This window comes from Bradyrhizobium sp. th-b2, from assembly GCF_000426785.1.
Classification (GTDB): Bacteria; Pseudomonadota; Alphaproteobacteria; order Rhizobiales; family Xanthobacteraceae; genus Bradyrhizobium; species Bradyrhizobium septentrionale.
Window position 1 is genome coordinate 91903 of the sequence record NZ_AUGA01000015.1, and the last position, 26987, is coordinate 118889.

General features: G+C 64.0%; 30 protein-coding genes. 13 read left to right on the forward strand and 17 right to left on the reverse strand.

Annotated features, from left to right (window positions below; translation table 11 throughout):
* Position 1 precedes the first annotated feature (1 nt).
* Complete coding sequence (locus tag K359_RS0119220; protein ID WP_029080811.1) at positions 2–661, forward strand: SRPBCC family protein; 660 nt, start codon at positions 2–4, stop codon at positions 659–661.
* Between the two features lie 5 nt (positions 662–666).
* On the forward strand, positions 667–1002 hold the full coding sequence (locus tag K359_RS0119225) for a helix-turn-helix transcriptional regulator (RefSeq protein WP_029080812.1): 336 nt from the start codon (positions 667–669) through the stop codon (positions 1000–1002).
* Between the two features lie 33 nt (positions 1003–1035).
* On the opposite strand, the gene gltA is transcribed toward K359_RS0119225, so the two are convergent.
* The gene (gene gltA, locus K359_RS0119230; RefSeq protein WP_029080813.1) at positions 1036–2337 is read right to left on the reverse strand and encodes a citrate synthase; all 1302 of its coding nucleotides are present in this window, start codon (positions 2335–2337) and stop codon (positions 1036–1038) included.
* 160 nt (positions 2338–2497) lie between these two features.
* Entirely contained in the window at positions 2498–3919 is a 1422-nt protein-coding gene (gene gltX / locus K359_RS0119235) for a glutamate--tRNA ligase (RefSeq protein WP_029080814.1), read from the reverse strand.
* 165 nt (positions 3920–4084) lie between these two features.
* On the opposite strand from gltX, the gene K359_RS0119240 reads away from it, so the two are divergent.
* The 3 genes from K359_RS0119240 (at position 4085) to K359_RS0119250 (ending at position 6874) form a co-directional block, all read left to right on the forward strand.
* Positions 4085–5767, forward strand: a complete 1683-nt coding sequence (locus K359_RS0119240; protein ID WP_035976787.1) for a glutamine--tRNA ligase/YqeY domain fusion protein — start codon at positions 4085–4087, stop codon at positions 5765–5767.
* 35 nt (positions 5768–5802) lie between these two features.
* A complete protein-coding gene (locus tag K359_RS0119245; RefSeq protein ID WP_029080816.1) occupies positions 5803–6189 on the forward strand; it encodes a nuclear transport factor 2 family protein in 387 nt (128 codons plus the stop codon).
* Positions 6190–6511: 322 nt separating this feature from the next.
* Positions 6512–6874 (forward strand): SPW repeat protein, encoded by a 363-nt coding sequence (locus K359_RS0119250; protein WP_029080817.1) that lies wholly within the window; start codon positions 6512–6514, stop codon positions 6872–6874.
* Between the two features lie 338 nt (positions 6875–7212).
* Here the strand turns inward: K359_RS0119250 and K359_RS0119255 are convergent, their stop codons facing one another.
* Entirely contained in the window at positions 7213–8541 is a 1329-nt protein-coding gene (locus K359_RS0119255) for an MFS transporter (RefSeq protein WP_029080818.1), read from the reverse strand.
* Positions 8542–9160: 619 nt separating this feature from the next.
* Here K359_RS0119255 and K359_RS0119260 point away from each other — a divergent pair.
* Positions 9161–9808, forward strand: coding sequence for a HEPN domain-containing protein (locus K359_RS0119260; protein ID WP_198031157.1), 648 nt, complete (start codon positions 9161–9163; stop codon positions 9806–9808).
* On the opposite strand, the gene K359_RS61320 is transcribed toward K359_RS0119260, so the two are convergent.
* Together K359_RS61320 and K359_RS0119270 are read right to left on the reverse strand one after the other, a co-directional pair.
* On the reverse strand, positions 9805–9969 hold the full coding sequence (locus K359_RS61320) for a hypothetical protein (protein ID WP_156928567.1): 165 nt from the start codon (positions 9967–9969) through the stop codon (positions 9805–9807). The genes K359_RS0119260 and K359_RS61320 overlap by 4 nt on opposite strands.
* A gap of 11 nt (positions 9970–9980) precedes the next feature.
* Complete coding sequence (locus K359_RS0119270) at positions 9981–10913, reverse strand: IS1595 family transposase (protein WP_029080820.1); 933 nt, start codon at positions 10911–10913, stop codon at positions 9981–9983.
* 120 nt (positions 10914–11033) lie between these two features.
* On the opposite strand from K359_RS0119270, the gene K359_RS0119275 reads away from it, so the two are divergent.
* Positions 11034–13319: a ComEC/Rec2 family competence protein gene (locus K359_RS0119275; protein WP_029080821.1), complete on the forward strand. Its 2286-nt coding sequence runs from the start codon at positions 11034–11036 to the stop codon at positions 13317–13319.
* Here the strand turns inward: K359_RS0119275 and K359_RS0119280 are convergent.
* The 6 genes from K359_RS0119280 to K359_RS0119315 all read right to left on the reverse strand — a co-directional run bounded on the left by K359_RS0119280 (position 13316) and on the right by K359_RS0119315 (position 18804).
* Positions 13316–13543 carry a hypothetical protein gene (locus tag K359_RS0119280; RefSeq protein ID WP_029080822.1) on the reverse strand — a complete coding sequence of 76 codons (228 nt, stop codon included), beginning with the start codon at positions 13541–13543 and terminating at the stop codon, positions 13316–13318. The genes K359_RS0119275 and K359_RS0119280 overlap by 4 nt on opposite strands.
* 162 nt (positions 13544–13705) lie before the next feature.
* On the reverse strand, positions 13706–14134 hold the full coding sequence (locus tag K359_RS0119285; protein ID WP_029080823.1) for a hypothetical protein: 429 nt from the start codon (positions 14132–14134) through the stop codon (positions 13706–13708).
* 343 nt (positions 14135–14477) lie between these two features.
* Complete coding sequence (gene lexA / locus K359_RS0119290; protein ID WP_029080824.1) at positions 14478–15182, reverse strand: transcriptional repressor LexA; 705 nt, start codon at positions 15180–15182, stop codon at positions 14478–14480.
* A gap of 233 nt (positions 15183–15415) precedes the next feature.
* Entirely contained in the window at positions 15416–16627 is a 1212-nt protein-coding gene (glp, locus tag K359_RS0119295) for a gephyrin-like molybdotransferase Glp (RefSeq protein ID WP_029080825.1), read from the reverse strand.
* A gap of 25 nt (positions 16628–16652) precedes the next feature.
* On the reverse strand, positions 16653–17279 hold the full coding sequence (locus K359_RS0119300) for an HAD family phosphatase (protein WP_029080826.1): 627 nt from the start codon (positions 17277–17279) through the stop codon (positions 16653–16655).
* A gap of 1075 nt (positions 17280–18354) precedes the next feature.
* Positions 18355–18804: a helix-turn-helix domain-containing protein gene (locus K359_RS0119315; protein ID WP_029080827.1), complete on the reverse strand. Its 450-nt coding sequence runs from the start codon at positions 18802–18804 to the stop codon at positions 18355–18357.
* A gap of 48 nt (positions 18805–18852) precedes the next feature.
* Here K359_RS0119315 and K359_RS0119320 point away from each other — a divergent pair, with 48 nt between their 5' ends.
* Genes K359_RS0119320 through K359_RS64455 form a run of 3 tightly spaced genes read left to right on the forward strand, consistent with a single transcriptional unit; the run spans position 18853 to position 19767 of the window.
* The gene (locus K359_RS0119320; RefSeq protein ID WP_029080828.1) at positions 18853–19239 is read left to right on the forward strand and encodes a mercuric transporter MerT family protein; all 387 of its coding nucleotides are present in this window, start codon (positions 18853–18855) and stop codon (positions 19237–19239) included.
* Positions 19240–19253: 14 nt separating this feature from the next.
* Positions 19254–19538 (forward strand): cation transporter, encoded by a 285-nt coding sequence (locus tag K359_RS0119325; RefSeq protein ID WP_029080829.1) that lies wholly within the window; start codon positions 19254–19256, stop codon positions 19536–19538.
* 4 nt (positions 19539–19542) lie between these two features.
* Positions 19543–19767 carry a GDCCVxC domain-containing (seleno)protein gene (locus K359_RS64455; protein ID WP_029080830.1) on the forward strand — a complete coding sequence of 75 codons (225 nt, stop codon included), beginning with the start codon at positions 19543–19545 and terminating at the stop codon, positions 19765–19767.
* 127 nt (positions 19768–19894) lie between these two features.
* On the opposite strand, the gene K359_RS0119335 is transcribed toward K359_RS64455, so the two are convergent.
* The 4 genes from K359_RS0119335 to K359_RS0119350 are packed head-to-tail and all read right to left on the reverse strand — an operon-like array spanning position 19895 to position 21751.
* Positions 19895–20203, reverse strand: coding sequence for a hypothetical protein (locus tag K359_RS0119335; protein ID WP_029080831.1), 309 nt, complete (start codon positions 20201–20203; stop codon positions 19895–19897).
* A 28-nt stretch (positions 20204–20231) separates the two neighbouring features.
* The gene (gene arsC / locus K359_RS0119340) at positions 20232–20633 is read right to left on the reverse strand and encodes an arsenate reductase (glutaredoxin) (protein ID WP_029080832.1); all 402 of its coding nucleotides are present in this window, start codon (positions 20631–20633) and stop codon (positions 20232–20234) included.
* Positions 20630–21331, reverse strand: a complete 702-nt coding sequence (locus tag K359_RS0119345) for an MIP/aquaporin family protein (protein WP_029080833.1) — start codon at positions 21329–21331, stop codon at positions 20630–20632. Before K359_RS0119345 ends, arsC begins: the two co-directional genes overlap by 4 nt.
* Positions 21332–21388: 57 nt before the next feature.
* A complete protein-coding gene (locus tag K359_RS0119350) occupies positions 21389–21751 on the reverse strand; it encodes a helix-turn-helix transcriptional regulator (protein ID WP_029080834.1) in 363 nt (120 codons plus the stop codon).
* A 127-nt stretch (positions 21752–21878) separates the two neighbouring features.
* Here K359_RS0119350 and K359_RS0119355 point away from each other — a divergent pair, with 127 nt between their 5' ends.
* Genes K359_RS0119355 through K359_RS0119365 form a run of 3 tightly spaced genes read left to right on the forward strand, consistent with a single transcriptional unit; the run spans position 21879 to position 24783 of the window.
* Complete coding sequence (locus tag K359_RS0119355; RefSeq protein WP_029080835.1) at positions 21879–22196, forward strand: helix-turn-helix transcriptional regulator; 318 nt, start codon at positions 21879–21881, stop codon at positions 22194–22196.
* A gap of 47 nt (positions 22197–22243) precedes the next feature.
* Positions 22244–23611, forward strand: coding sequence for an NAD(P)-binding domain-containing protein (locus K359_RS0119360; protein WP_029080836.1), 1368 nt, complete (start codon positions 22244–22246; stop codon positions 23609–23611).
* On the forward strand, positions 23611–24783 hold the full coding sequence (locus tag K359_RS0119365; protein ID WP_029080837.1) for an MFS transporter: 1173 nt from the start codon (positions 23611–23613) through the stop codon (positions 24781–24783). Before K359_RS0119360 ends, K359_RS0119365 begins: the two co-directional genes overlap by 1 nt.
* A 14-nt stretch (positions 24784–24797) precedes the next feature.
* Here the strand turns inward: K359_RS0119365 and K359_RS0119370 are convergent, their stop codons facing one another.
* A complete protein-coding gene (locus tag K359_RS0119370; protein WP_029080838.1) occupies positions 24798–25460 on the reverse strand; it encodes a response regulator transcription factor in 663 nt (220 codons plus the stop codon).
* Complete coding sequence (locus tag K359_RS0119375; RefSeq protein ID WP_029080839.1) at positions 25457–26899, reverse strand: sensor histidine kinase; 1443 nt, start codon at positions 26897–26899, stop codon at positions 25457–25459. The genes K359_RS0119370 and K359_RS0119375 overlap by 4 nt, the downstream gene beginning before the upstream one ends.
* Positions 26900–26987 lie beyond the last annotated feature (88 nt).

Genomic DNA, 26987 nt, shown 5'->3' on the forward strand with positions numbered 1-26987 from the left:
CATGAAGATCGATCCGGTCGCCTATGTCGGAGCCGTCGTTCGCGAAGTCGCCGTCCGGGAACGCGACGGCAAACCGGCGCGGGCTGTCATCGCGACCCGCAGCTACGACACCGACATTGCGGATCTCTGGGACGCGCTGACCAATCCTGAGCGCATTCCGCGCTGGTTCCTGCCGATCTCCGGTGATCTGAGGCTCGGTGGCCGCTATCAGTTCCAGGGGCAAGCGGGCGGCGAGATCACGACATGCGAGCCGCCGCGCCGGCTCGCCGTGACCTGGGAGGCGATGGGCGCCGTCAGCTGGGTCACGGTGAGCTTGTCCGACGATGGCGCCGGCGGCACGCGGCTCGAACTGGAGCATCTCTCGGTCATCGAGGGTGACTTCTGGGATCGTTACGGACCGGGTGCGGTCGGCGTTGGCTGGGACCTCGCTTTGATCGGGCTCGCCCTCTATGTGGCCGCAGGCCCCAGCGGGGAATTCGATCGCGCCGGCGCGGCGGCCTGGCCCGGTTCTGACGACGGCAAGGATTTCATTCGCCGCAGCAGCGCGGACTGGTGCATGGCCTCGATCAAGGCGGGCACGGCAGAAACCGCTGCGCGCAGGGCGGCGGCCAACACGACGGCGTTCTATTGCGGCGAGCCCGAGTCGGGCGGCGGAGGCTAGCGGCCGTGCACGCCTTCGACATCCTCGGCGATCCCGTTCGCCGGCGAATCCTGGAGCTGCTTGCGACCGGCGAGCACAGTTCGGGCGACGTCGTTGCCGTCGTGCAACGCGAATTCGGCATCACCCAATCGGCGGTCTCGCAGCAGCTGCGGATACTGCGCGACGCCGGTTTCGCGACGGTGCGGGCCGATGGCACGCGCCGCATCTATGCCGTGGAGCCGGCGCGGCTGCGCGAGGTCGATGACTGGCTCGACCGGTTCAGGGCCTTCTGGCTGCCGCGCCTCGATGCGCTGGCGACCGAAGTTGCGCGGGGCAAACGAAAACGGCGCCATCGGGAATGATGGCGCCGTTCCGTATTCTCTTGAGAATGAAGCTTACTTGCGCTTGTCGATCGTCACATAGTCGCGGCGCGCCACGCCGGTGTAGAGCTGGCGCGGACGGCCGATCTTCTGCTGCGGATCCTCGATCATCTCGCTCCACTGGCTGATCCAGCCGACGGTGCGGGCGACCGCGAACAGCACGGTGAACATCGAGGTCGGGAAGCCCATCGCCTTCAGCGTGATGCCCGAATAGAAGTCGACGTTCGGGTAGAGCTTGCGGTCGATGAAATAGGGATCGCTGAGCGCGATCTTCTCGAGCTCGAGCGCGACCTTCAGCATCGGGTCGTCGCCATGGCCGGTCTCGGCCAGCACAGCGTGACACATCTTCTGCATGATCTTGGCGCGCGGATCATAGTTCTTGTAGACGCGGTGACCGAAGCCCATCAGGCGGACTTCGCTGTTCTTGTCCTTCACCTTGGCGATGAACTCGGGAATCTTGTCGACCGATCCGATCGAGGACAGCATGGCGAGCGCCGCTTCGTTGGCGCCGCCATGGGCCGGGCCCCACAGGCAGGCGATGCCGGCCGCGATGCAGGCAAACGGGTTGGCGCCGGAAGAGCCGGCGATACGCACCGTCGAGGTCGAGGCGTTCTGCTCGTGATCGGCATGCAGGATGAAGATCTTGTCGAGCGCGTCGGCGAGCACCGGGTTGATCTTGTATTCCTCGCAAGGCACGCCGAAGCACATCTGCAGGAAGTTCTCGGCGAAGGACAGCGAGTTCTTCGGATACATGAAGGGCTGGCCGATGGTGTACTTGTAGGCCATCGCCGCCAGCGTCGGCACCTTCGCGATCATCCGCATCGAGGCGATCATGCGCTGCCGCGGATCGTTGATGTCGGTGGAGTCGTGGTAGAACGCGGCGAGTGCGCCGACGGCAGCAACCATGATCGCCATCGGATGGGCGTCGCGGCGGAAGCCCTGGAAAAAGCGGGCCATCTGCTCATGCACCATCGTGTGATGGATCACGCGATGGTCGAAATCCTTCTTCTGCGCCGGGGTCGGAAGCTCCCCGTAGAGCAGCAAATAGCAGGTTTCGAGGAAGTCGCCGTGTTCGGCGAGCTGCTCGATCGGATAGCCGCGGTATTCGAGGATACCGGCGTCGCCGTCGATGTAGGTGATCTTCGACTGGCAGCTGCCGGTCGAGGTGAAGCCGGGGTCGTAGGTGAACACCCCGGCCTGGCCGTAGAGCTTGCCGATGTCGATGACATCAGGCCCAACCGTGCCGCTCAGGATCGGGAAATCGTAATTCTTGTTGCCGATGGTGAGTGTGGCTGTCTTGCTGGATTTTGCGTCCATCGCGATATCCCCGATGAATTCGTTGCGAAAACCGACCTTGCCCAGTCGCTAATTTGCGGCCCGTGGCGGGGCGGAACGGCTTGTGAAGAAAGCGTCCGGGGATGGGTAGCTCATTGCAATGTGCGCTGCAAGATGGACCCTGGAGGGGGTCCATGCAGGATCACGTCGCCTGATCGGCGAGACGGGCAAGGCACTCCTGGCGTCCCAACACGGCCAGCACGTCGAATATACCAGGCGATGTCGTCCGTCCCGTCAGCGCCACCCGCAGCGGCTGGGCGACGGCGCCGAGTTTCAGGTTGTTCTGCTCGGCGAAATTCCGCATGGCGGTCTCGGTGGTTTCCGCCGTCCAGTCGTTCACGACTTCCAGCGCGGTGCGCAGCCGGCCGATCAGCGCGCGCGTTTCCGGCGTCAGCAGCGCCGCCGCCTTCGGATCGAGCTCGAGCGGACGATCAGCGAAGATGAAGTAGGCGCCGGAGATCAGCTCGATCAGCGTCTTGGCGCGCTCCTTCAGGCTCGGCATCGCCCGCAGCAATTGCGCGCGGGTGGTGGCGTTGAGCTTGGCCTTCAGCGCGGCGCCGTCAGGAACATAATCCAGCACGCTCTCGAACTGGGTCACGAGGGATTGATCGTCGCTCTGGCGGATATAGTGGCCGTTGAGGTTTTCCAGCTTGGCGAAATCGAACCGCGCCGCCGAGCGGCCGATGCCCGAGAGATCGAACGCGTCGATCATCTCCTGGGTCGAGAAGATCTCCTGATCGCCATGGCTCCAGCCGAGCCGCACGAGGTAGTTGCGCAAGGCGGCCGGCAGATAGCCCAGCGCGCGATAGGCATCGACGCCGAGCGCGCCATGGCGCTTCGACAGTTTCGAGCCGTCGGGGCCGTGGATCAGCGGGATGTGGGACATGCTCGGCAGCTCCCACTCCAGCGCGTCGTAGATCTGCTTCTGACGGGCGGCGTTGATGAGGTGGTCGTCGCCGCGGATGATGTGGGTGACGCCCATGTCGTGGTCGTCGACCACGACCGCGAGCATGTAGGTCGGGGTGCCGTCGCCGCGCAGCAGCACGAGGTCGTCGAGGTTCTCATTCTGCCAGACCACACGGCCCTGGACCTGATCCTCGATCACGGTCTCGCCGGTCTGCGGCGCCTTGAGGCGGATGGTCGGCTTGATGCCTGCCGGGGCCGTCGCCGGATCGCGGTCGCGCCACATGCCGTCATAGAGGCGGGTGCGGCCCTCGGCGCGGGCCTTCTCGCGCATCGCGGTGAGCTCTTCCGGCGAGGCATAGCAGTAATAGGCGCGCCCGGCGGCGAGCAGGCTTTCGGCGACCTCGCGATGGCGGGCAGCGCGGCTGAACTGGTAGATGACGTCGCCGTCCCAATCGAGCTCCAGCCACTTCAGGCCGTCCAGGATGGCGTCGATCGCCTCCTTGGTGGAGCGTTCGCGGTCGGTGTCCTCGATCCGGAGCAGCATCTTGCCGCCGAGCTTCCTGGCGTAGAGCCAGTTGAACAGCGCGGTGCGGGCGCCTCCGATATGGAGGAAGCCGGTCGGTGAGGGGGCGAAGCGGGTAACGACGGAATTGGTCATGATCAAGCGAGACGTATGCGGGAACGGCGGTGGTGTATAGCAGGAACCGGACATAACTAAAGCTTTGGTTGACGTTTTGCCCGCCAAACCAGGCTCCAAACTAGGCTTGGCCCGACCGCGCGAATTTGGCAGAAGGTTGAGCTGACTCCTCCAGGGAACCCTTTGATGACGACTGATACGGCGACGGCAGAGGCAGGGCGCGACTTCATCCGCGACATCGTCCAGGCCGATCTCTCCTCCAACAAGCACAACCGGATCGTGACCCGTTTCCCGCCGGAGCCGAACGGCTACCTGCATATCGGCCACGCCAAGTCGATCGCCCTGAATTTCGGCATCGCCCAGGAGTTCGGCGGCCAGTGCAATTTGCGCTTCGACGACACCAATCCGACCAAGGAGGAGCAGGAGTACATCGACTCCATCCAGGCCGACGTCCATTGGCTCGGCTACGATTGGGGGACCAACCTCTTCTTTGCGTCTGATTATTTCGAGCGCCTGTACGATTGGGCCGAGGGCCTGATCAAGGCCGGCCACGCCTATGTCGACGATCAGTCGCAGGAGGAGATCCGGCTGTCCCGCGGCACGCTGACCGAGCCCGGCAAGGATTCGCCGTTCCGCGACCGTTCGGTCGAGGAGAACCTCGACCTGTTCCGCCGCATGAAGGCTGGCGAGTTCTCGAACGGCGCCCGCGTGCTCCGCGCAAAAATCGACATGGCTGCCGGCAACATCAACCTGCGCGATCCCGTGCTGTACCGCATCCTGCACGCCCACCATCCGCGCACCGGCGACAAATGGTCGATCTATCCGAGCTATGACTACGCGCATGGCCAGTCGGACGCGATCGAGGGCATCACCCATTCGATCTGCACGCTGGAGTTCGAGGATCACCGGCCGCTTTATGAGTGGCTGCTGGACAAGCTGCCGGTGCCGTCGAAGCCGCGGCAGTATGAAATGGCGCGGCTCAATTTGACCTACACGCTGCTGTCCAAGCGCGTGCTGACCCAGCTGGTCCGCGACGGCCACGTCTCGGGTTGGGACGATCCGCGCATGCCGACTATTGCCGGCCTGAAGCGGCGCGGCGTGCCGCCGGCTGCGGTGCGCGAATTCATCAAGCGCATCGGCGTCGCCAAGGCCAACAGCGTGGTCGATGTCGGCATGCTCGAGTTCTGCATCCGCGAAGAGCTGAACCGCACCGCGCTGCGCCGCATGGCGGTGCTGCGGCCGCTCAAGGTCGTGATCGAGAACTATCCGGAAGGCCAGGTCGAGGAGATCGAGGCGATCAACCATCCGGACAATCCGGAGGCCGGCACCCGCAAGATCGCCTTCGGCCGCGAGCTCTATATCGAGCGCGACGACTTCATGGAGAACCCGCCGAAGAAGTTCTTCCGCCTCTCGCCCGGCAACGAGGTGCGGCTGCGCTATGCCTATTTCATCAAGTGCACCGGCGTGGTGAAGAACGACGCCGGCGAGATCGTCGAGCTCCGCGCGACCTACGATCCCGCGACCAGGGGCGGCAACGCGCCCGACGGCCGCAAGGTGAAGGCGACGATGCACTGGCTTCCAGCGGCGCAGTCGAAGCCGGCGGAGATCCGCATCTATAATCAGCTGTTCGCCAACCCGAGCCCGAACGCGGCGAATTTCGCCGCCGACCTCAACCCGCAGTCGCTGGAAGTGCTGACCGATGCGCGGGTTGAGCCGGCGATTGCCGAGAGCAATTCACCCGACGTGATGCAGTTCGAGCGGCAGGGCTATTTCGTGCGCGATGCAGATTCGACGCCGGACAGACTGGTGTTCAACCGCACCATCGGCCTGCGCGACACCTTTGCCAAGGAAGTCGGTGGCAAGGGTTAGCGCAGTCCGGCGCGGATCACAGACGGAGGCGATCGATGCCTGACGAAGCCGACGATATCGCCTCCGCCATCATCGCAAGATGGTCCGCGGGTTTCAGCAAGCTCAATGCGGAGACGCTTGCTGCGCTCTATTCGCAGCACGCGTTCTTCTTCGGCTCGAACCCGACACTCTATCGCGGCCGCGACGGCGTGAAGGCCTATTTCAACGGCCTGCCGCGCTGGGACGCACCGCGCGTGCAGTTCAGCGATGTCAGAACCGAAAAGGTGAATGACGGTCTCGTCAACATGGCTGCTATCGCGTCCTTCTTCCTCAACGGCGATGCGCCTTCGCTCGCCGTCAAGATCACCTGGGTGATCGCGCGCGAGGACGGCGACTGGAAGATCGCCTGCCACCACGTCTCGTCGCAGACGCCATTGATCTAGGCTTCACGCTGGAACGTGACACAAAGTCGAGGGCCGGCGGGCCCTCGTAGTGAGGGAGAGTACGTACGCAGAGCGGTGCCGGGCGTCGTGCGCCTCGCGGCTGCCGCTCATCCAGCGATCTTGCACCCAACTTGCAGGCTACCTGGATCGTGCTGCATCGCGAGGCGGGACCAAGGTCGTAGGCTGTGGCGAGCGGCTTCCGGGCGAACGGACGGCAGCATGGTCGTCGGCTCGCGGATCAGCAGCGGCAACACATCGCAGGTCGGATAGATGCTTTTTTGTCCCCGCCGCACCATGTCTTCGGAAGAAGGAGGTGAGGATTATGCGCATTCAACACTGGCAGGATGCTGCCAGCCTGTTGGTGGGCGTCTGGCTAGTCGCCTCACCGTTTGCACTGGGCTTCTCCGGGGCAGCTCTCTGGATTTCCATCGTGCTCGGATTGGGCGTCGTGCTGTTTGCCGTGGAGGCATTCATCATTCCGTCCTATCTGGAGGAATGGGGCGAGATGCTGATGGGCTTGGCTCTGGTGTTGGCACCCTGGACGTTCAGCTACGAACAGGGATCGGTCACGACGAGCAGCGTGCTCGCCGGCATCGTGGTGATCGTGCTCGCTTGCTGGGAGCTGACGATGGATCGTGATTTCGCCACCTGGTGGCACGATCGCTGGCATCACCGAGTTGGCTGAGAGAAAGCCGACTGAAACGTTGGTCTGACCGCAAACCGCTGGCGGCCGGAGAGGTTGGAATTGCGTGGAGCACGATCCCCTCCAGGCCGCGTTGACGTAACGCGGATGCAGGCTCTGCCGCAAAATCACGCCGGAGACGGCGAGTACGGGACGACTCAGAACCATCGTCCCGCACTTGCTGGAAGGCGGCCATGGCTCTTGCTGCAGGGCAGAGCGTTTTCGAGCGAAGTGGATACCGTTTCGCGTAATGAAAACGCGTCAAAACAAGATTCTAGAGCCCCGTTCCGATTCCATCGGAACGGGAAATGCTCTAGTCGCCCCTCAGCAAGGTCGCTCCGTCACGACGCGACTCTCGCCTCGATCTGTTCCCAAATTCTGGTCTTGCGTGTCTCCGGCATGATGAAGAGGGCGATCACGAAGCACACCGCGGGAACCACAATCGGGTAGATCAGCGCGTAGCCGATGCTGCCGGTCGCTGCGAAGGCAGCTGATGTGATGAACGGCACCAATCCGCCGCCCCAACCATTGCCGATATGATACGGCACCGAGACCGAGGTGTACCTGATCCTGGCCGGGAAGAACTCCGCCAGGAACGCGCCGACCGGTCCGTACACCATCCCGACGTAGCAGACGAGGATGAAGATGATGAAGACGGCGACCGGATAGTTGATGTGTCCCGGCTGCGTGACCATGCCGAGCCAAAGATACAGCGGATAGTAGGTGATCGCGGCAAGCAGCATTCCTCCGAGGATCACGGATTTGCGGCCGATGTGATCCGACAGCCAACCAAAGAAGATCAGGCTCGGCGTTGCGATCAGGAGCGCGGTTCCGACGATGTAGGCCGAGGTAATCGAATCGACCTTGGAGACCTGCTGCAGGAAGTACAGTGCCCAGAATTGACCGCTGTACCAGACCACGCCCTGTCCGATCAGGACGATGATGGCGATCAAGATGTACTTGATGTTGGGGCCGAGGAACGCTTCCCGCCAGGGATTCCTGGTCATCTGTCCGCGTGCCTTGATCTCCTGGAAAATCGGCGTCTCCTGGAGCTGGAGGCGGATGTAGATGGCGATGGCCACCAGCAGGAACGAGACCAGGAACGGAACGCGCCACGCCCATTCGTCAAAGGCCTGATTGCCGGCCCAGGTCCGGGTCAGAACGATCACGGCCAGCGACACCACGATCCCGAGCGTCGGCGAGGTTTGTAGCCAGCCCGTGTAGTAGCCGCGGCTGTCGTCCGGAACATGCTCGGCGACATAGGTGATGGCGCCGCCATATTCGCCGCCCAGGCATAGACCCTGGATCATCCGCAAGCCGAACAGAAGGAATGCGGCCGTCAGGCCGATCGACTCATAAGTTGGGATCAGTCCGATCGCTCCCGTTCCCAGGCCCATTCCGGTCAGCGTAATCAGGAATGTATATTTGCGGCCGACCCGATCGCCCATCCATCCGAACAGGAAGGCCCCCAGCGGACGGATCAGGAATCCCGCAGTGAACAGCGCGATCGTGCTCAGCAGGGCTGCGACGGGGTGGGATTGCTCAAAGAACTTGACCGACAGAACTGCGGCCAGGCTGCCAAAGATATAAAAGTCGTACCATTCAATGATGTTTCCCACTGACGCAGCGACAATCACGCGACGAAAATCGCTCGGTACTTGAATTGCCATGTGCTGCTCCTATTAAATGCAAACGCTACTCCTCGCGTTTTTTCAGCGATTGATCCGCTCGCGGAGTGCGCGTGGTGCACGGCGTTACAGGCGAAATTTGCGAGTTCGTCCGCAACGCCTGGTCTCAGGGGAGTTGTGGGCCACCTGAGAAGAGCTCCAGCGGCGTTCAGGTGCCGCGAGCCGTCACTGCCTCATCCCTGTCTGTCCGGGAGTGGAGGCATCATGGCAGTCTAATCCCAATGAGATCGGTACCTAATGAGACTTTCGGCTCGATCGGTTTGACGCAGGCGGCAGCTGTGGCCCGGCGCGGAAGCCAGGCATCCGGCCTTGCCGGTCCGTATTCTGCATCCGTTCCGCTAGCGGTGAGGTGATATTATACTTTGCGTACCCAGATTGGCGGTGCTACCGTGAGTAGCACCGGGGATCGTATTGCCCCCGGTCGGGGTGATTTATGGCAATTAGCCGAACATTTGATCGCTGGGCTGGAAACGCCATCAGCGAAAACCGTTCATTGAGGCAATTATCAATGAGCGTTCGAGATGGAAAAAACCTAGACGTCTGGTACGGAGCCCTGACTATAGCGGCTAGTAGGCTGGCTCAACTGTGTCGAGAGATCGACATGGATGTGGTTGCGCGCCAATTCGACGCCTTCCACCTTCAAATGCGTGACGCAAAGTATGCCGATGATCCGGCCAAGTTAGTTGACCGTGTGGACGGGCTTATTGCGGTTCTGGAACGAGAACTCATTGAGCAGTGGTTCCATCGAGTTTCCCAGACCAAAAAGCCATTCTACGGCTTAGGACTCGGTCAGGAAGCAAAAGAGGCCTTCAAATCTGCGAACGAGGACATGATCGAAGCAAACACCTGCTACGCTCTGGGACGGAATACTGCGGCTGTTTTCCATGCGATGAGATGCGTTGAGATAGGCTTGCGTGCCCTTGTTATTGAGCGTCGAGTAACCTTTAGAAAAGGTCCCGTGGCTTGGCAGCAATGGAATGAATTGATCACTGAAGCGGAGAAGGCATTTGAGTGCGACGCCAGCGCTATCACCAAAGGCCCATTGAAAGATCGATTTCTAGAATTCTATCGTGGGTCTTTGCGCTCGTTCCAGGGATTCAAGGACGAATTCAGAAATTACGTGTCTCATACTCGCGGTTCATACGATGACCTAACCGCGTTGCGAGTAGTTCGTGACGTTGAAATATTCATGAATCGTTTAGCAAGCGGAGGGCTGGAGGAAAAAGGCAAGCGCATCCGTTGGCGCTAGTTCTTCGGCCTCACAATCTTCTTAAATGCCTTCTCGAACTCTTCGCCCGTTTCGTCAACGCCAAGCTCCCGAGCGGCCTGCTTGAACCGCTCGGATTGCTCTTTGTCAGTCAGCTTAGGCTTTGCCTTTTTCTTTTTTGGCGCGCCTGCTTTTGGGGCCATATGGTGCGGTCTCACTGATTAGTCGTTCGATAGGTGAGGCGCTTTCCGCGAACGCCCTTCAACGCCTTCTCCGCGCGCGCCAGATCGTCATATCCGGTCGCGATGCGGTTGCTGTAGCGGAAATCAAATTCGCTCAAATATCGGTGCAGATGCTTCTCTTTGCAATGCTGATAGACGCCCTTCATGCCGCGCTTGAAGATCGAATAGTAGCCTTCCACGGTGTTGGTGGTGATAAGCCGGTCACCTTCGCGGCGCACATATTCGTCCTTTGAGTGCTTGACGGCTTCGTGGTCAATGCCCTCCTTTTTCGCGATATAGGAATATGTGTTCATTTCATCGGTTTGAAGCTGGGCTTCGCGGCTGAGGTTCTGGCGGATGATGGGCATGAGGTCGGCGGCACGCACACCGTCAACGTGGAAGCTGCGCGCAGAGCCGCCACGCTCAACCAGAGTGAAAACGATATTCTTGTTCGACCACGCAACGCTGGTCTTTGCGCCGCCAACGAAGCCGATAAAGGTTTCGTCCGCCTCCACAACGCCGCCACCGCTGCCCATGGGCGGCATCATCAGGCCATTGACGCGCATGGCTTCGCGGATGCGATGCGAGATGAACCAAGCAGTCTTGAGGGTGCAGCCAAGGGTGCGGTGGAGCTGGTTGCTGCTGATGCCCTTCTTGCTCGAAGTCATCAGGAAGATCGCCTGCAGCCAGTGACGCATGGGGACGTGGCTGGCTTCGAAGATGGTGCCGACCTTCACGGTGAAAGGTTTGCGGCACTGGTAGCACTTGTAGGTGCCAATGCGGGTGCTCTTGCCGCCCATCTTGGAGATGCGCTCTACGCCGCCGCAATGCGGGCAGACGGGACCGTTCGGCCAAAGCCGCGCCTCAACGAATTTGTAGGCGGCTTCCTCGTCGTGGAAATGCTTGGCTGAGAGAACGGACTTCATGACGCTTTCTCCTTATGCCGCAATACTATATTTACGGCTTGGGTACGTCAAGTATAATATCGCCAGCGGTGAGGTCACAGCATCCGGTAGCTTCTCGTCCCGGCAGGGATCGCAAGCGGAATGGCGGAGCAGGGCACGACGCCGGGCGGCAGACGCGGCTACGCGGGGACGTGGCCGCCGCGTGCGGCTGCGCCGGCCGGCGGCTATGTCCCGATGCGCGCCAGCATCTGGCGGCCCTTCGTCGAGACATTGCGGCAATGGGCGCGCGCGGAGGCGGGCGCCGGCCGGCTGTTGCCGTGGGTGCCGGTGGCGTTCGGCACCGGCATCGCGCTCTATTTCGCGGCCGAGCACGAGCCGGTGCTGTCGGTCGCGGCCGCCGTCGCAATTGCGCTCTGCCTGCTGGCGCTGCTGCTGCGGCGGCGGAGCGTGTTTCCCGCCATCGTGATGCTGGCTGCGGTCGCGGCGGGCTTTGCGACAGCGACGTGGAAGACGGCGCGGATCGCCCATGGCGTGCTGGCGCGGCCGATGTTCTCGGTGGCGCTGACCGGCTTCGTCGAGACGCGCGATATCCGCGAGAAGACCGATCGCTTCGTGCTGCGCGTGGTCTCGATGGAGAGCCCGCGCGACATGACGAAGCTCGAGCGCGTCAGGCTTTCGGTGAAGAAGGGCACCGCGCCCGATGTCGGCAGCTTCGTCGAATTGAAGGCACGGCTGATGCCGCCGCTCGGGCCGCAGCGTCCGGGCTCCTATGATTTCGGCCGCGACCTATATTTCCAGGGCATCGGCGCCTCCGGCTTCGTGATGGGCGCAGTCAAGACCAGGGAACCGTCGGCGGCCGGCGGCTTGGCGCTGCGCTATGCCGCCTTCATGCAAGGCCTGCGCGACGCCATCGATGCGCGCATCCGCACCACGCTCGACGGCGACCAGCGCGCGATCGCGACCGCGCTGCTGACCGGCCGGCGCGACGCGATCTCGACGCCGGTCAATGATGCGATGTTCATCTCGGGGCTCGGCCACGTGCTGTCGATCTCCGGCTACCACATGGCCGTGGTCGCGGGCGTGGTGTTCTTCGCGGTGCGCGCGCTGCTCGCGCTGTTCCCAATGCTCACGGCGGCACATCCGATCAAGAAATGGGCGGCCGCGGCCGCGCTCGTCGCCGCGGCGTTCTATCTTCTGCTGTCGGGAGCCGAGGTCGCGACGCAGCGATCGTTCCTCATGACGGCGGTGGTGCTGATCGCGGTGATGGTCGACCGCCGCGCGATCACCTTTCGCACCCTGGCGGTGGCGGCGCTGATCGTGCTCGTGATCGCGCCGGAGGCGCTGGTGCATCCGAGCTTCCAGATGTCGTTTGCCGCAACGCTCGGGCTGGTGGCGCTGGTGCAGATCGGGCTGCCGAACCTGTTGGCCTCGCCCGACCATTCGGCGACCGCGCGGGTCGCGCTGTGGGGAGGGCGCGAGCTCACGATGCTGATGCTGGCCTCGCTGGTGGCGGGGCTGGCGACGACCCCCTACGCCGCGTTCCATTTCCATCGCGTGACGCCTTACGGGCTGCTCGCCAACCTCGCGGCGATGCCGGTGGTGTCGGCGATCGTGATGCCGGCGGGCCTGCTCGGCCTCCTCGCCATGCCGTTCGGCTTTGATGGCGTGTTCTGGGCGATCATGGGCTTTGGCATCGACTGGATGATTTTGGTGACGCAATGGGTCGCCGCGCTGCCTGGCGCGGTGGGGCGGATGGCGGCGTTCGGCATCGGGCCGCTGATCGTCGCAAGCGCGGGCATCATCCTGCTCGGACTGCTGCGCACGCCGCTGCGCTGGTCCGGCGCGGTGCTGCTGGTAGTGGCCACAGTCTGGGCGGTGAGGGTGCCGCTGCCTGACGTCCTGATTTCCGCCGACGGCCGGAACGTCGCGGTACGCGGCGGCGACGGGCGGCTGCATCTGATGCATAGCGCGAAGGATGCCTTCCTGGTCAAGGAATGGCTGGCGGCGGATGCCGATGCGCGGACCGCCGCCGATGCGTCGCTCGGCGAGGGCGTCTCCTGCGATCCGGGCGGCTGCGCGACCCAGGGTCCGGGCGGTGCCTTCGTCGCACTGGCGATGCGGCCGGAGGCGCTGGCCGACGATTGCGAGCGGGCGGCGCTGATCGTCACCGCGCGGCCGGCGCCGCAGGGCTGCGCGGCCTCGGTGATCGATGCCGAGCGGCTGCGGCGCCACGGTGCGCTGGTGCTACGGCGAAACAGGGACGGCTACGCCATCGATGCGGTGAAGCCCGGCGGGATCGACCGGCCGTGGTCGCCGGCGGTTCCCGGTGACGGCGAGAGCGAGACGGTCCTCCGTACACCCGCCGCCGCGCCGCGGCCCGCAGTCGATGCGACACCGGCCGAGACCGACCTGCAGGGGGATGATTAGCCGTTGCCGGGCGAGGTGCCGGTCGGCAGCTCGAACAGGCCGAGATGGTACTCGTCGGAATCGGGGCCGGCGTCGGGCTTCTTGACGAGGGTGAAGACGGCCTCGGGAAACTGCTCCCAGACCTTGAGATCATCGGCCGTCACTGTCAGCCAGCCGAACCGGAACAAGTAGCGGCCCGGCTCGGTGACGCGTCCAGCCTTTTGCCATGTGACCTTGTCGACCACTGCGCAGGTTTCCGTGAGTGCACGTCTTCCGTACGCGATGATGCGCCAAGGCGCTCGCCGATGCAAATCTCCTCATGCGCCCCGGAAGCGGAAATCCGGGGTCGCTCGAAATCGCTTAAGGTCATCCGCCGCCGAATGGCTCATTCCGCGGCGACGATGCGCTCAACCCAAAAACAGCGACGCGAATGCGGAGGGGCGCCGCTCCACAACCTTCGGCTTGTGCTCGACCTGCGGATGCAGTGCCGGCAACTGCAGCACGCTGACGCGCTGTCCCTCGACGAGCTGGGTTACCAGAACATGGCTGCCGTCGGGGAATTCGACCGCATCATGATGGCGATCGGGCACGTCGGGCTCGACTTCGTTGAACACGCCGACGCGGAAATTCATCGTCTTGGTCCAGATCCAGCGGCTGTCGTAGCGAACGTTCTCGGCGAAAGCGAGCTCGGTGCCCGGCAGCATGCAGACCGCGACAGTGGGATCGTTCTCCGAAGCAAAGCCGCGGGTCGACGTGCCGCGGAAAGTCGTGGTGATCAGCGTCTCTCCGACAATGGCGGGGCGCGATGCCACGGCGTGCAGACTATAGTCACACATCGGATGGCTCCTCTTTTCGAGGTAGCGACCCGTGCCTCTCCCTGAGGCGCAGGCCTCTACCAGAGTGGACGATAGCAAACGAGTGTCTGCTCGTTTCTGGGCGATTGTACGACTGGCCGTCGAACGCCTCAATCACAAACGCGCTACACTGCGCGAGAGGTATCGGGGCGCATCCAAGCTGGTCCGCACGCTGCGCTATCTTCCAAGGAACGATCCGATCTGTTGCTCGTTCCTGGATCGGGACGACTTTTTCTTCAAATCGTCATCCCGCTCCATATGTCTGTTCGAGCATGGTCTTTTCGGAAAACCGCTTCGCACTTTTCCGGATCATGCTCCGCCGCCGTCAGTATTTGCGATACAGCCCGATCAGCTTGCCCTGGATGCGGACCCGGTTCGGCGGCAGGATGCGCACTTCATAGGCAGTGTTGGCCGGCTCGAGCGCGATCGATGCACCGCGGCGGCGGAAGCGCTTCAGGGTGGCTTCCTCCTCGTCGATCAGCGCCACCACGATGTCGCCGGTGTTGGCGACGTCGTTGCGCTGGATCAGCGCCATATCGCCGTCGAGGATGCCGGCGTCGACCATCGAGTCGCCGCGTACCTCAAGCGCATAATGCTCGCCGGAGCCGAGCATGTCGGGCGGCACGCTGATGGTGTGGCTGCGGGTCTGCAGCGCCTCGATCGGCGTACCGGCCGCGATCCGGCCCATCACCGGGACGGCGACCGGACGGTTGCCGTCGTCCTCGGCGATCGGCGGCGTGCTGCTGCGCTTGCCGAGGGTGCCCTCGATGACGCTTGGCGTGAAGCCACGGCGGCCGTTGCCGCCGCCGGCCGACAGCTCGGGCAGCTTGATGACCTCGATGGCGCGGGCGCGGTTGGGCAGGCGGCGGATGAAGCCGCGCTCCTCCAGCGCAGTGATCAGGCGGTGGATACCGGACTTCGAGCGCAGGTCGAGCGCATCCTTCATCTCGTCGAAGGAGGGCGGCACGCCGGCCTCTTTCAGACGTTCATTGATGAAACGCAGAAGTTCGTACTGTTTGCGCGTGAGCATCTCGAGTATTCCCCCGGTTGGTAGCGTCGTTCGATTCCGAGACTCTTCAGTTGGGGCCTTCAGACGGGGCCTGATCTCGGGAGCGCAATGCTCCCTGGCGGCTTCCCGATTGTAGACACCAGCACTCGAAACAAATCATGAACGGACACTATATGTTCGATATGTGTTCCGCAACCACTTAATTTCCGGTGAACGCATCAGGACGGCGCGCAATCGGCTAGCCCGCGAAAACCTCACTCAGGCAGCATCAGGATCTCGCATTCACTGCCCTTGGCGGCGGCGGGGGCGAACGGCGGACGCACCAGAAGTGCCCGTGCCGCAGCGAGATTCCCGAGCAGCGAAGAATCCTGCTGCATCACCGGAGTCGCGATCGGCGCGCCGTCCTCGCGCTCCTCGAGACGCGCGCGCAGATAGTCCTCGCGCTGGTCGTTGGCGGCGAGGTCGCGGCCGAGCAGGGCGGTCGTGCGGACATGATGGATCGTGTTCCGGCCGCTCAAAGCCCGAATCAACGGCACCAGAAACAGGAAGGCGCAGACATAGGACGATACCGGATTGCCGGGCAGGCCGATCACCCGCATGGCCCCGAGCCGGCCGTGCATCATCGGCTTGCCGGGCCGCATCGCGATCCGCCAGAACGCCATCGCGACGCCCTCGGCCTCCAGCGACTGCTTGACCAGATCGTGGTCGCCGACCGAGGCGCCGCCGGTGGTGATCAGGATGTCGGCGCCGGTCTCGCGCGCCCGGCGGATGCCGGCGGTGGTCGCTGCCACCGTGTCGGCGGCAACCCCGAGATCGACGGTCTCGGCGCCTTCGGCGCGCGCCAGTGCCCGCAGCGCATAGCCGTTGGAATAGACGATCTGGCCAGGGCCGGGCCTTGAGCCCGGCATCACCAGCTCGTCGCCGGTGGCGAGCACCGCGACCTTCGGGCGGCGGCGCACCGCGAGTTCCGGATAGTTCATGGCGGCCGCCAGCGAAAGCGCGCGGTCGGAGAGGCGGCTGCCACGGTTCAGCAGCAGGTCGCCCTCACGGAAGTCGACGCCGGCCGGGCGGATGTGCCGTCCTGGGCTCGCAGCCTCCGTGATCGAGATGTGGTCGCCGTCGAGCCGGGTGTCTTCCTGGATGATGACGGCGTCGGCGCCATGGGGGATGACGCCGCCGGTGAAGATCCGCACCGCTTCGCCGGCACTGAGCGTCCGCTCGAACGGCCGGCCGGCGGCGACTTCGCCGATCACCTTGAGACGGGCCTCGAGATGAGCCGCATCGGCGGCGCGCACCGCGTAGCCGTCCATGGCCGACATCGGCTCCGGCGGCTGGGTGCGGCGCGCCGCGAGGTCGTGCGCCAGCGTGCGGTGGTAGGCGGCATCGAGCGCGACCATCTCCTCCGGCAGCGGTTCGGCGCCGGCAAGAACGGCGGACAGGGCATCGGCAACCGGCATCAGGGCCACGCGCAAAACTCCTCAAGGCAAATGGTCAAATACCAAGTGCGGTCAGCGCCCTTGCCACGTCATCCGTCGATGTCACGTGGATGGCTTGAAGGCCGCGCGCCCGCGCACCTTCGATATTGGCAGCCAGATCGTCGAAGAACAGGATCCGCGACGCCGGCACGCCGATCGCTTCTATCACATGATCGTAGGCCGCGGCGTCGGGTTTCCGAAGGCCGATGTTCGAGGACAGGAACACGGTCCGGAAGTGGCTGAGCAACTCGGCATAGGCGACCGAGAAATGCGCGACATGGGCCGGGTTGGTGTTGGAGAAGGCGTAGAGCGGCATTCGCCTGGCTGCGGCCGCGAGCAAGGGGGCGATGCCTGGCATCTCGCCGGTGAAGATCGAATTCCAGCCCTCGAGGAATTGCGCGTCGGTGAGCTCGACGCCGAGTGACCGGCGCAGGCTGGTAAAGAACGTCGCGTCGTCGATCCGGCCGATCTCGTGATGCTTGTAACTGTCGTCGACGACGAAACGGCCGGCGAGGTCGGCCGGCGCGCAACCGGCATGCTGTGCCCAGTGCGTCATCGCCTTGTCGAGGCTGATATCGAGCACGACGCGGCCGATATCGAACAGCAGCACGTCGACGGAAGTGGGAGAGAGTTGCGAGGTCATTGCGTGAAACCATGTACGAAAATTGCGGGCAGGCGGCAATCTCCCCGATTTGTGCGGCAGGCATGCGACTTCCCTGTCGTCCCGGCGAAGGCCGGGACCCATACGCCGCAGCAATTGTAGTGAACGGGACTCGTCGTTCCAGCGACGCTCAACAATATTCTTTTGTGGTTATGGGTCCCGGCTTTCGCCGGGACGACGGTGAATGTGTGGCACGGTCTGTGGGGCATGCGCCCGCATTCTCGCGACATGATTTGTCCGAGCCTTGCTTCTCGTTCCGCCCTCTCCTTGAAGAGGGCGCAGGGAAAGCCGGGTGCCGATCGCACCCATGGGCCCCGAGCAAAGGTAGAAAGCTCGGGGGTAGGACCACAGGTGTAACCGGAGCAATCCGGCTTTCCCTGCGCGATGGCTTACGGATTATTTCGTGCTCTCCCCGGCGAGACTGGGCTTTTTTGTCACCGCCTTCGCAAAACGCTTTCGCGCTTTGCTTGGGGACACCGGCCGCTAGGGCGTCAGGACCACACGACTTCCCCGTCCGCTTCGCGTGCTCTCGTCAGTCACACGCTCGGCGTCCACCGCATCTCACCGCAACACCCGTGACGATGCGCAGCGCCCCTCGATCGGGTGAGACGGGGAGATTCATACACTGAGTTGGGCGTGCCGATAAACAGAAAGATTTTTGCGCGAGGGGCTTGCGCCGTCGGGCAACTCAGTGGCAGGGCGGCACCGGCTTTGGCGCATCAAGGCACCCTCGGAGCCAGCCTCTCACATCCTCGAAAGCGCCAGGCCGAAATAGGCGATCAGCGCGCCGGTGCTGAGAATGATGACGACGAGCGCTTGCTCGGAGCGTGCCTGCAAGGTTTTCCGGGTCACGGTGATGACGGTCCATCTTCGAAAATCATTCTGTTCAACTAACGTGGGTTCGTGTCCGTTCCGGCTCCCTCCGAGGAACTTTCGGCTTGTCCTGGAAGCACTGATGCAGTCCGTGAAGACCCCTCGCAATTGGGCTGCCGTGGGACCCCAGGTCGCCTACCGCACCTCGACCACCGTCCTCCTTCACGAGCGTCCAACCGGTGCGTCAGACATCGGATATTTGGCTAGTCGGCCGGCCGGCATCCAGAATATCAAGCACCGGACAGTCGGGGGTGGCGCCGTCGGAGCATTGCGCAACCGTTTCCGCCAGGATGGATTCAAGCTTGACGAGGTCAGAGAGTTTTTTACGAACGTTCGCCAGATGTGCGCTCGCGATCTTGTGCACGTCGGCGCACGGAGCGCGTCCTGGCCCTCCCAGAGCCAGCAAGGCGCGAATCTCCTCAAGTGTGAACCCGAGGTCGCGGGATCGCCGGATGAAGACCAATGTCCGTCTTTCGGCCGGTCCGTAGACCCGTCGACCGCTCGCCGTTCGGAACCGCGCGGGCAGCATTTTGATCCGCTCATAATAGCGGATGGTCTCGATGTTCACGCCGCTGAGCTCGGATAGCTCGCCGATCGAGATGTTTCCGACTCCCGAAGACGTGATGGCGCGCATGAAATAGCCCTTGATCCTGTAGTCACTACAGGATGCATGGTTTAGCGCATGATGAGCAATCAGGCGGATCACATTGCCGGCAATCGGCAGCGACAAAGGCTAATCGCGGCGGGCGGCCTGCTTGGCGCGCTTGCGGCGTCGTCTTGCTGCATCCTGCCACTTGCGCTGTTTGGCCTCGGGGTCAGCGGGGCCTGGATCGGGAACTTCACCCGGCTGGCCGCCTATCAGCCGTACTTCATCGCCGCCACGCTCGTGTGCCTCGGGCACGGCTATTGGCTGGTCTGCCGATCCTCAACGCGCGCCTGCGCCGATGGCGAGGCCTGCGCGCGCCCGCTGCCGAACCGCATCGTCAAAACCAGCCTCATCCTCGCAACGATCCTTGTCGTCGCCGCGCTCGGCCTCGACTTCATCGCACCTCTCTTTCTTGACTCATGACTGGAGAATTTCCCATGAACAAGCTTGTCGCCGTCGCGGCTTTTGCCGTCGGCATCATCGCTTCGCCGGCAGTGATGGCCGCAGACAAGACGATTGTCCTGGCCGTGAACAATATGGATTGCGCGGCCTGCCCATCCATCGTCAAGGGAAGCCTTGAAGCCGTTCCCGGCGTTGCCAAGGTTGCGGTGTCCTACAAGGACAAGACCGCAACGGTTGTTTATGATGATGCGAAAGCCGATGTGAACCAACTCACAACGGCGACCACCAAGGCAGGTTATCCGTCCGCACCCAAGGGCTGATCCGATGCTTCTTGAATCAACGATCACCTGTCCGCACTGCGCCGTTGCGAAAACGGAGATCATGCCGACCGACGCCTGTCAGTTCTTCTATGAATGCACCGGCTGCGGCACAAAGCTAAAGCCCAAGTCGGGCGATTGTTGCGTGTTCTGTTCCTACGGCTCGGTGCCGTGTCCGCCCATTCAAGCCGTGCGTGCCGGCGAACCGGGTACCGCCTCCTGCTGCGCGTGACAGGCGATGACCAGCGCGCCGATCCAAACCTCGAGCAACTGGCTTGGCAGTGTGCACACCAGCGTCAAGTCCGTCCGTGTCGGCCACGCCGCTTCACACGTGAGGCTGCTCGTCGAATGAGAGCCGATCAATCGCTCTTGGGCCGGTGCGTCAGCATCCCGATGGCCAGCATACCCATGCCGCCCAGCGTGACGCCCGTAGCGGCCTGGAGGAAGAAGTTGTCGGCAGGTCGCAACTCGTTGAGAGCGCCATTGCCCATCACCACGGTCGCTGCATAGCTTTGCAGAAAGTAACCTCCCAGCGCACCAGCGATCAGGCCCGCGGCGCTGTGGCCCCAGAACCCGAATGCGTGGTCGCGCACCACCGCGGCGACGAGATGAGCGCCAATGAATCCGGCAACGATCTGGATGTAGAGGTTGGTCGCGGTCCAAAGCATCGGTCGCTCCATTGGCCGCATCGTCACTTCATCGCGCCGCGACCACTTCGCCGTCTTCCTTCACGAACCGTCCAACCGGCGAGTCCAGAAGATCGATGACGGCCTCGGACGGCCGGCACAACCGCACACCCTTCGACGTCACCACGATCGGCCGGTTGATGAGAATGGGATGCGCCAGCATGACATCGAGCAGTTCGTCGTCCGTCCATTTCGGATCGTCCAGGCCGAACTCCTTGTGAGGCGTTCCCTTTTCGCGCAGCAGGGCGCGCACGGAGATTCCCATCGCGGCAATCAGCTCCTTGAGTGTTTCGCGCGCCGGCGGCGTCTTGAGATATTCAATGACGACGGGCTCGGTGCCACTCTGGCGGATCATCGCGAGCGTGTTGCGCGAGGTGCCGCAATCCGGGTTGTGATAGATCGTGACGGTCATGGTCGTGTCTCCGCAATGGCAACGGGGCCGGACAGTTTGGGACGTCCGAGCAGCCAGTTCATCAGTAACATGCCGGCCATCGCGCCGCAGAGCTCGGCGAGAATGAACCCGGGAAGGTCGATGGGGCGAATACCGGCGAACGTGTTGGTGAGGGAGCGTGCGATCGCAACGGCGGGATTGGCGAACGACGTCGATGCCGTGAACCAGTAGGCGGCCGTGATGTAGAGCCCGACCAGCCAGGGAACGGCCGCGCGCTGAAAACGGATACCGGCCAGAATGGTGGCGACCAGGCCGAAGGCGGCCACGGCTTCCGCAAACCACTGCGGTCCGCCGGTCCGGACCTTCATCGACACGTCGATCAAGGGATGAGCGAACATCAGATGCGCCGCCATCGTGCCGACGGCGCCGCCTGCGATCTGCGCTGCGATGTAGAGCACGGCCTCGTTCACCGGCAACTCGCGCCGGCCGGTAAAGACGAGCGTAACGGCCGGGTTGAAATGGGCACCGGAAATCGGACCGAGCACGGTGATCAGGACGACGAGGATCGCCCCGGTCGGCAACGTGTTGCAGAGAAGCGCAAGAGCGACATCCTTGGTCAGAGTTTCGGCCATGATGCCGGATCCGACCACGGTCGCAACGAGAATGCCGGTGCCGAGCGCTTCGGCGGCAAGGCGCCGGGGAAGGTCGAACGTGTCCATCAGCCGGCCCTGGGCTCTGGATGAATTGCCCGGCCGGCGAAATCGATCGCGCCTTGCTCAGCCACGCGTCCGCTCCTTTCGCTGCGGTGGGCAACATGGCTGCAAGCTCTCGACGACCGGCGCGCAAATCTCCGGCCGTCCGTCACAGCAATCGCGGAGCAGGAACACCGCGACGTTGCGAAACTCGTCGAGGTTGGCGCGATAGACGATCGATCGGCTTCGCCTTTCGGAGGTGACCAGGCGTGCGCGGGTGAGGATCGACAAATGCGCCGACAGGGTGTTTTGCGGCACCTCCAGCAGGCGGGCGAGGTCGCCGGCCGCGAGTCCCTCGGGCTCGTGTTTGACGAGCGCCCGAAACGCCTCCAGCCGGGTCGGTTGCGAAAGTGCGGCGAGAGCCAGTACTGCTTCTTCAGTTTCCATATATCCAGATTTATGGAAATATCACATGGAGGTCAAGCGGGATTCGCCTCAAGCGGCTGCATCATATATTTCGAATATTCTAGAAATATCGATTGACGGAGGTCGGGCGAGGACGCATGTTTTGCGGATGAAGATCGACGACGCAGCTGCACGCCTGGAAGCGCTGGGCAATCCGACCCGGCTCAAGATTTACCGAGCCCTTGTCCGCGCTGGACATGCCGGCATGCCGGTGGGGCGCCTGCAGGAGCGGCTGAAGATTCCGGCGTCGACGCTGTCGCATCACGTCAAGGCACTGGTCTCCGTTGGCCTGATCTCGCAACTGCGCGAGGGGACCACGCTGGTCTGCCATGCCGAATACGCCACGATGCAAGCCTTGGTGGATTTCCTCGTGGCGGAGTGTTGCGTCGAGGAATCGCAATGCAACGCGGCGCAGACGGCGGCCTGATTTTTTTGTCGGGTCATTCGATAATTCCAGAAAGACGGGATGAGCAGATGCCAGCAAAGACGGTCGCGATCATCGGAGCGGGTCCGGTCGGCCTTGCGGCGGCGGCGCATGTGATGGAGCGCGGCATGACGCCGGTGGTGCTGGAGGCGGGAGCCGAGGCCGGCCATGCGGTTCGGCAATGGCAGCATGTTCAGCTGTTCTCGCCCTGGGAATACAATGTGGATCAAGCCGCCGCGCGGCTGCTTGCCGACGTCGGCTGGAATCGGCCCGATCCCAAGGTGTACCCGACCGGCGGCGAACTGCTCGATCAGTATCTCATTCCGCTCGCGACCCGGACGCCGCTCAAGGACGTGATCCGGACGTCGAGCCGTGTCACCGCGGTGTCGCGCGCCGGCTTTGACAAGGCCAAGACGAAGGACCGCGAAAAGGCGCCGTTCGAAATTCGCTATCAGAATGGCAGAGGTCCGGAGACGCTGCGCGCCGACGCCGTGATCGACAGCTCCGGCACCTGGGCGTCGCCGAACCCGGCCGGTGCAAACGGGCTTGCCGCGATCGGGGAGCGCGAGGCCCAAGGGAATATCACCTACGGAATGCCTGACGTGCTCGGCACGGACCGGTACCGATATGCGGGCAGGGCGGTTGCCGTGCTGGGGGCCGGGCATTCCGCGATCGGCACGCTGACCGATCTGACGACGCTGGCGGAGCAGGAGCCGGACACGCGTCCGATCTGGCTGCTTCGCGGCACTAACCCTGCAAAGGCCTTTGGTGGCGGCGCGAATGACAAATTGGCCGCCCGGGGCGAATTGGGCGCGCACTTTGCTTCGCTGGTTTCCTCGGGCCGTGTTCAGGTCGAGGCGGGCTTTCCGGTCGCCGCGATCGGCAGCTTGGATGGCCGGCTCCGGATCGCGACATCCGCGGCCTGTTGCGGACGCAGCATCGTTGTTGACGAATTGATCGTCGCCACCGGATTTCGTCCCGACCTGTCGTTCCTCGGCGAGGTCCGTCTGCGCCTCGATCCGGCAATCGAAGCGCCGATGGCGTTGGCGCCCCTGATCGATCCGAACGAGCACTCCTGCGGAACGGTGCGGCCGCATGGCGCGCGCGAACTGGTTCAGGACGATCCCGGCCTCTATCTCGCCGGCATCAAGAGTTACGGCCGCGCGCCGACCTTTCTGATGATCACGGGCTACGAACAGGTGCGCTCGATCGCCGCCGATATCGCGGGAGATCGCGAAGCGGCCGAACGCGTGGAGCTGGAACTGCCCGAGACCGGCGTCTGTACGCGCGGGGGTGTCGAAGGCGCTGGCGCTGGGGGCAGCTGCTGCGGCGGTCCGGCTCCTGTTCAAGCCGACGCTTGCTGCGCGGATGACGTAGCCGCCAAGGCGGCGGGTCGCGCCGGTTGTGGCTGCTCCTGATGGACCGCAGCCGACTGACCATCATTGCCGCGCTTGGCACGGCCCAGACACTGGCCTGGGGGTCGAGCTACTATCTGCCCGCGATCCTCGCCGATCCGATCGCGCACGACCTCGGGATTTCCAGCAACTGGTTCTTTGCGGCGTTCTCCGCATCTCTGGTCATCTCCGGGTTGCTCGGCCCGCGGGTCGGCCGGCAGATCGATCGCGTCGGTGGGCGGCAGGTGCTCTGCGCCTCGAACGTTGTCCTCGCTGCCGGGCTCGCTCTGCTCGGCGCGTCCGGGTCGGTGTGGACGATGTCGGCGGCGTGGCTGCTGCTCGGCATCGGCATGGGGCTCGGGCTCTACGATGCAGCGTTCGGCACGCTCGGACGCATCTATGGCAGCGATGCGCGTGCCTCGATCACGGGCATTACGCTGATTGCCGGATTCGCCAGCACGGTTGGCTGGCCGCTGAGCTCGCTTGGCCTCGCCACGATCGGCTGGCGGGAGACCTGCTTTGCCTGGGCGATTGCGCATCTCGTCATCGGACTGCCGCTCAATCTGCTGCTGCCGCGCACGCTACGTGCGGTATCTTCGCAGGGCACGCCCGTAAAACCGCATATTCCGATCGACCGGACCATGGTGGTGCTTTCTTTCGCATTCGCCGCCGCCTGGACGGTGACGTCGGCGATGGCGGCGCATCTGCCGCGGATCGTGGAAACCTTCGGAGCGACGCCGGCGCAGGCCGTATTCGCCGGGATGATGATCGGTCCGGCGCAGGTAGGTGCGCGCATTCTCGAGGCGAGCCTGCTCAGCCGATTCCATCCGCTGCTCTCGACGCGGCTGGCCTGCATCACCCATCCGATCGGGGCCTGCGTGATCGGCATCTTCGGCGGCGGTGCTGCCGCCGCGTTCGCGCTGCTGCACGGCGCCGGCAACGGCATTCTGACGATTGCGCGGGGAACGCTGCCGCTCGCGATCTTCGGATCGGAGAACTATGCCTACCGGCTCGGATTGATCGGGGCACCGTCCCGCATCTGCCAGGCGCTGGCTCCGCTGGCGTTTGGGCTCTTGATCGAGCCGATGGGACGGGCGGTGGTCGTGGTGTCGGCAGGGCTCAGCCTGTCGGCGCTGATCGCCCTGGCCATGCTGCCGCGCACATCTTCGGCACGTGCATCCGCACCCGCGGAGTGACCGCCGCCGCGGGCTCAGCGTTCGGCCAGATCGATCTGCGTCAGGATGCCTTGCCGCAGCGCGAGGCGGACCAGCTCGATATCGGTGCCGACGCCGAGCTTGTCCTTGATCAGGGAATGCAGGTTGGCGACCGTCTTGGGGCTGACGTGCAGCGCCGCGGCGATCTCGTCCGTGGTCTTTTCCGCGAGCAGCATGCGCATCACCTCGAATTCGCGCGCGGTCAGCAGGTCGGCGGCTGCGGTCTCGCCGGCGAGGTGGCTGAGCGCGAGCTCGTGGTCGATATCCGGGCTGATCGCGATCTTGCCCGACAGCGCGTCCATCACGGCGTGCACCAGCGTCTCCGGCGGGCTGGTCTTGGTGACATAGCCGCTGGCGCCGGCGCGGATTGCCTGCACGGCAAAGGCCGCGTTCTGGTGCATGGTGAACACCAGGATCTTTGCGCGCTTGTCCCACTGCCTGAGGCGCCGGATCGCCTCGATGCCGCCGATGCCGGGCATCGACAGGTCCATGATCACGAGGTCGGGTTCGGTCTCCTTGTAGAGGCGGTAGGCCTCGACGCCGTCGGAGGCTTCGGCGACGACGGAGAGGCCCGGCTGCTTCTGCAGCATCGACCGGTAGCCCTCGCGAACGACGGCGTGGTCGTCGACCAGCATGATGGTTCGCACCGGATTGCTCATGCCGCGCGCTCCACGGGTGCGGCCTCCCGGCTGGCAACGACGGGAACGATGACGCGGAGTGCAGAGCCGTTGGGCTGTCCGGCCTCGAAGCTCAGCCGCCCACCGAGCGCGGCGACCCGCTCGCGCATGCCGAGCAGGCCCAAGCCGGACTTGAACTGAGGATCGCCTTTGAGATCGACTTGGGGATTCCCTTGGGGATCGCCGGGCCGGCCATCATCGTCGATCGCGAGCGTGATTTCACTGTCGTCGCTAGGCGCCGCCTCGCGCATCTGAAGCCGCAGCATCACGCGCGTGGCGCCGGCGTGCTTGGCCGCGTTGGTGAGCGCCTCCTGGACGATGCGGTAGAGATTGGCGCTGACGGAGGAGGGAAGGCGCTCGAACGATCCCGATATGGCGATCTCGAACCGCGGTTGCCCCCGGCTGCGGCCGTTCCAGCCAGCGATCAGGCCTTCCAGGCTCGCCGCAAGTCCGAGTTCGTCGACATCGGGCGGCCGCAACCTGAAGAGGGCGCCGCGCAATGTCTCCATCATGTCGGTCGCGGTCCGCGCAATGCCGTCGCATTCGGCGAGCAGGGCTGGGCAATCCTGGGCAGCGGTCTGGCGCGCCGAGGCGGCCAGCGCGCGGATGGCGGCCAGCGACTGCCCGAACTCGTCATGCAGCTCGCGCGCGAGATGCCGGCGCTCCTCGTCCTGCACCAGGATCAGTTGTTGCGTCAGCGCGTTGCGGTCGGAGAGTGCGGTGGCGAGGCGCTCGGCGAGCTGGTTGAAGACGTCGCCGATCGCCGACAGTTCGGCGAGATCGAACGGCGGCAGCCGCGCGGCGAGGTCGCCCGCGGCGATCCGCTCCAGCCCGTCGCGGATCAATAGCGTCGGACGCAGTGCGCGCGACAGCGCCGCATAGACCAGGGCGCAGAGCAGCGGCAGCGCGATCATGAAGGCCGCCATCAGCCGGCCGGCATCGTGCCAGGCTTCGGCGGTCGGCACCGCCGGATCGACCCAGGCCACAGCCTCGCCGATCGCGTTGCCGCGCGACATCACCGGGCGCACGGCCTCGCGGCCGGGATCGAACAGGCGGCGATAGAGCGCCGCAAAGGCCAGCGGCGGCGCCGCCGTGTCGGTCTGCGCGCCGCCGCAGAAGCGCTGGCTGATCTCGCCGCTTTGGCCGCGAAATGCCAGGCAGAGCCCCGGCGTCATGACCGTTGCGGCAATGCTGTCGAGATCGGGAAATTCGGCGCGCGGATTGTTCAGCCACTGGATCTTGCTCTGCTGCAGCTCCAGAGTCCTGGCGGCGACATCGGCAACGGCAGCGATCCTGGCGCGCGCCGCGCGGTCGGCGTCGATCAGGAAGTAGCCTGAGATGGCGGCAAAGCACAGCGTCGACACGGCGGCCACGCGCAACGTCAGGCGCAGCTTCAGATCGCTTCCGGACCAAATCCACATCGGCGCATCCTCGTGTCGCAGACGGCCCTCGGCGCCCGGTGGCGGGCCGGGCCGTCACGCACATTAAACGGCAGAACGGGAGCGTCGA

Bases quoted from the DNA above. Each gene is read 5' to 3' on its own strand.
- K359_RS0119345 (WP_029080833.1), bottom strand. From the start codon at position 21,331: ATGGACACGTTCGACCTTCCCCGGCGCCTTGCCGCCGAAGCGCTCGGC.
- arsC (WP_029080832.1), bottom strand. From the start codon at position 20,633: ATGACCGTCACGATCTATCACAACCCGGATTGCGGCACCTCGCGCAAC.
- K359_RS0119320 (WP_029080828.1), top strand. From the start codon at position 18,853: ATGATGAGCAATCAGGCGGATCACATTGCCGGCAATCGGCAGCGACAA.
- K359_RS0119250 (WP_029080817.1), top strand. From the start codon at position 6,512: ATGCGCATTCAACACTGGCAGGATGCTGCCAGCCTGTTGGTGGGCGTC.
- K359_RS0119220 (WP_029080811.1), top strand. From the start codon at position 2: ATGAAGATCGATCCGGTCGCCTATGTCGGAGCCGTCGTTCGCGAAGTC.
- lexA (WP_029080824.1), bottom strand. From the start codon at position 15,182: ATGCTCACGCGCAAACAGTACGAACTTCTGCGTTTCATCAATGAACGT.
- K359_RS0119375 (WP_029080839.1), bottom strand. From the start codon at position 26,899: ATGTGGATTTGGTCCGGAAGCGATCTGAAGCTGCGCCTGACGTTGCGC.
- K359_RS0119285 (WP_029080823.1), bottom strand. From the start codon at position 14,134: ATGTGTGACTATAGTCTGCACGCCGTGGCATCGCGCCCCGCCATTGTC.
- K359_RS0119245 (WP_029080816.1), top strand. From the start codon at position 5,803: ATGCCTGACGAAGCCGACGATATCGCCTCCGCCATCATCGCAAGATGG.
- K359_RS0119350 (WP_029080834.1), bottom strand. From the start codon at position 21,751: ATGGAAACTGAAGAAGCAGTACTGGCTCTCGCCGCACTTTCGCAACCG.
- K359_RS0119355 (WP_029080835.1), top strand. From the start codon at position 21,879: ATGAAGATCGACGACGCAGCTGCACGCCTGGAAGCGCTGGGCAATCCG.
- K359_RS0119335 (WP_029080831.1), bottom strand. From the start codon at position 20,203: ATGCTTTGGACCGCGACCAACCTCTACATCCAGATCGTTGCCGGATTC.
- K359_RS0119325 (WP_029080829.1), top strand. From the start codon at position 19,254: ATGAACAAGCTTGTCGCCGTCGCGGCTTTTGCCGTCGGCATCATCGCT.
- K359_RS0119260 (WP_198031157.1), top strand. From the start codon at position 9,161: ATGGATGTGGTTGCGCGCCAATTCGACGCCTTCCACCTTCAAATGCGT.
- K359_RS0119365 (WP_029080837.1), top strand. From the start codon at position 23,611: ATGGACCGCAGCCGACTGACCATCATTGCCGCGCTTGGCACGGCCCAG.
- gltX (WP_029080814.1), bottom strand. From the start codon at position 3,919: ATGACCAATTCCGTCGTTACCCGCTTCGCCCCCTCACCGACCGGCTTC.
- gltA (WP_029080813.1), bottom strand. From the start codon at position 2,337: ATGGACGCAAAATCCAGCAAGACAGCCACACTCACCATCGGCAACAAG.
- K359_RS0119240 (WP_035976787.1), top strand. From the start codon at position 4,085: ATGACGACTGATACGGCGACGGCAGAGGCAGGGCGCGACTTCATCCGC.
- K359_RS0119360 (WP_029080836.1), top strand. From the start codon at position 22,244: ATGCCAGCAAAGACGGTCGCGATCATCGGAGCGGGTCCGGTCGGCCTT.
- K359_RS0119300 (WP_029080826.1), bottom strand. From the start codon at position 17,279: ATGACCTCGCAACTCTCTCCCACTTCCGTCGACGTGCTGCTGTTCGAT.
- K359_RS61320 (WP_156928567.1), bottom strand. From the start codon at position 9,969: ATGGCCCCAAAAGCAGGCGCGCCAAAAAAGAAAAAGGCAAAGCCTAAG.
- K359_RS0119255 (WP_029080818.1), bottom strand. From the start codon at position 8,541: ATGGCAATTCAAGTACCGAGCGATTTTCGTCGCGTGATTGTCGCTGCG.
- K359_RS64455 (WP_029080830.1), top strand. From the start codon at position 19,543: ATGCTTCTTGAATCAACGATCACCTGTCCGCACTGCGCCGTTGCGAAA.
- K359_RS0119270 (WP_029080820.1), bottom strand. From the start codon at position 10,913: ATGAAGTCCGTTCTCTCAGCCAAGCATTTCCACGACGAGGAAGCCGCC.
- K359_RS0119275 (WP_029080821.1), top strand. From the start codon at position 11,034: ATGGCGGAGCAGGGCACGACGCCGGGCGGCAGACGCGGCTACGCGGGG.
- K359_RS0119370 (WP_029080838.1), bottom strand. From the start codon at position 25,460: ATGAGCAATCCGGTGCGAACCATCATGCTGGTCGACGACCACGCCGTC.
- K359_RS0119315 (WP_029080827.1), bottom strand. From the start codon at position 18,804: ATGCGCGCCATCACGTCTTCGGGAGTCGGAAACATCTCGATCGGCGAG.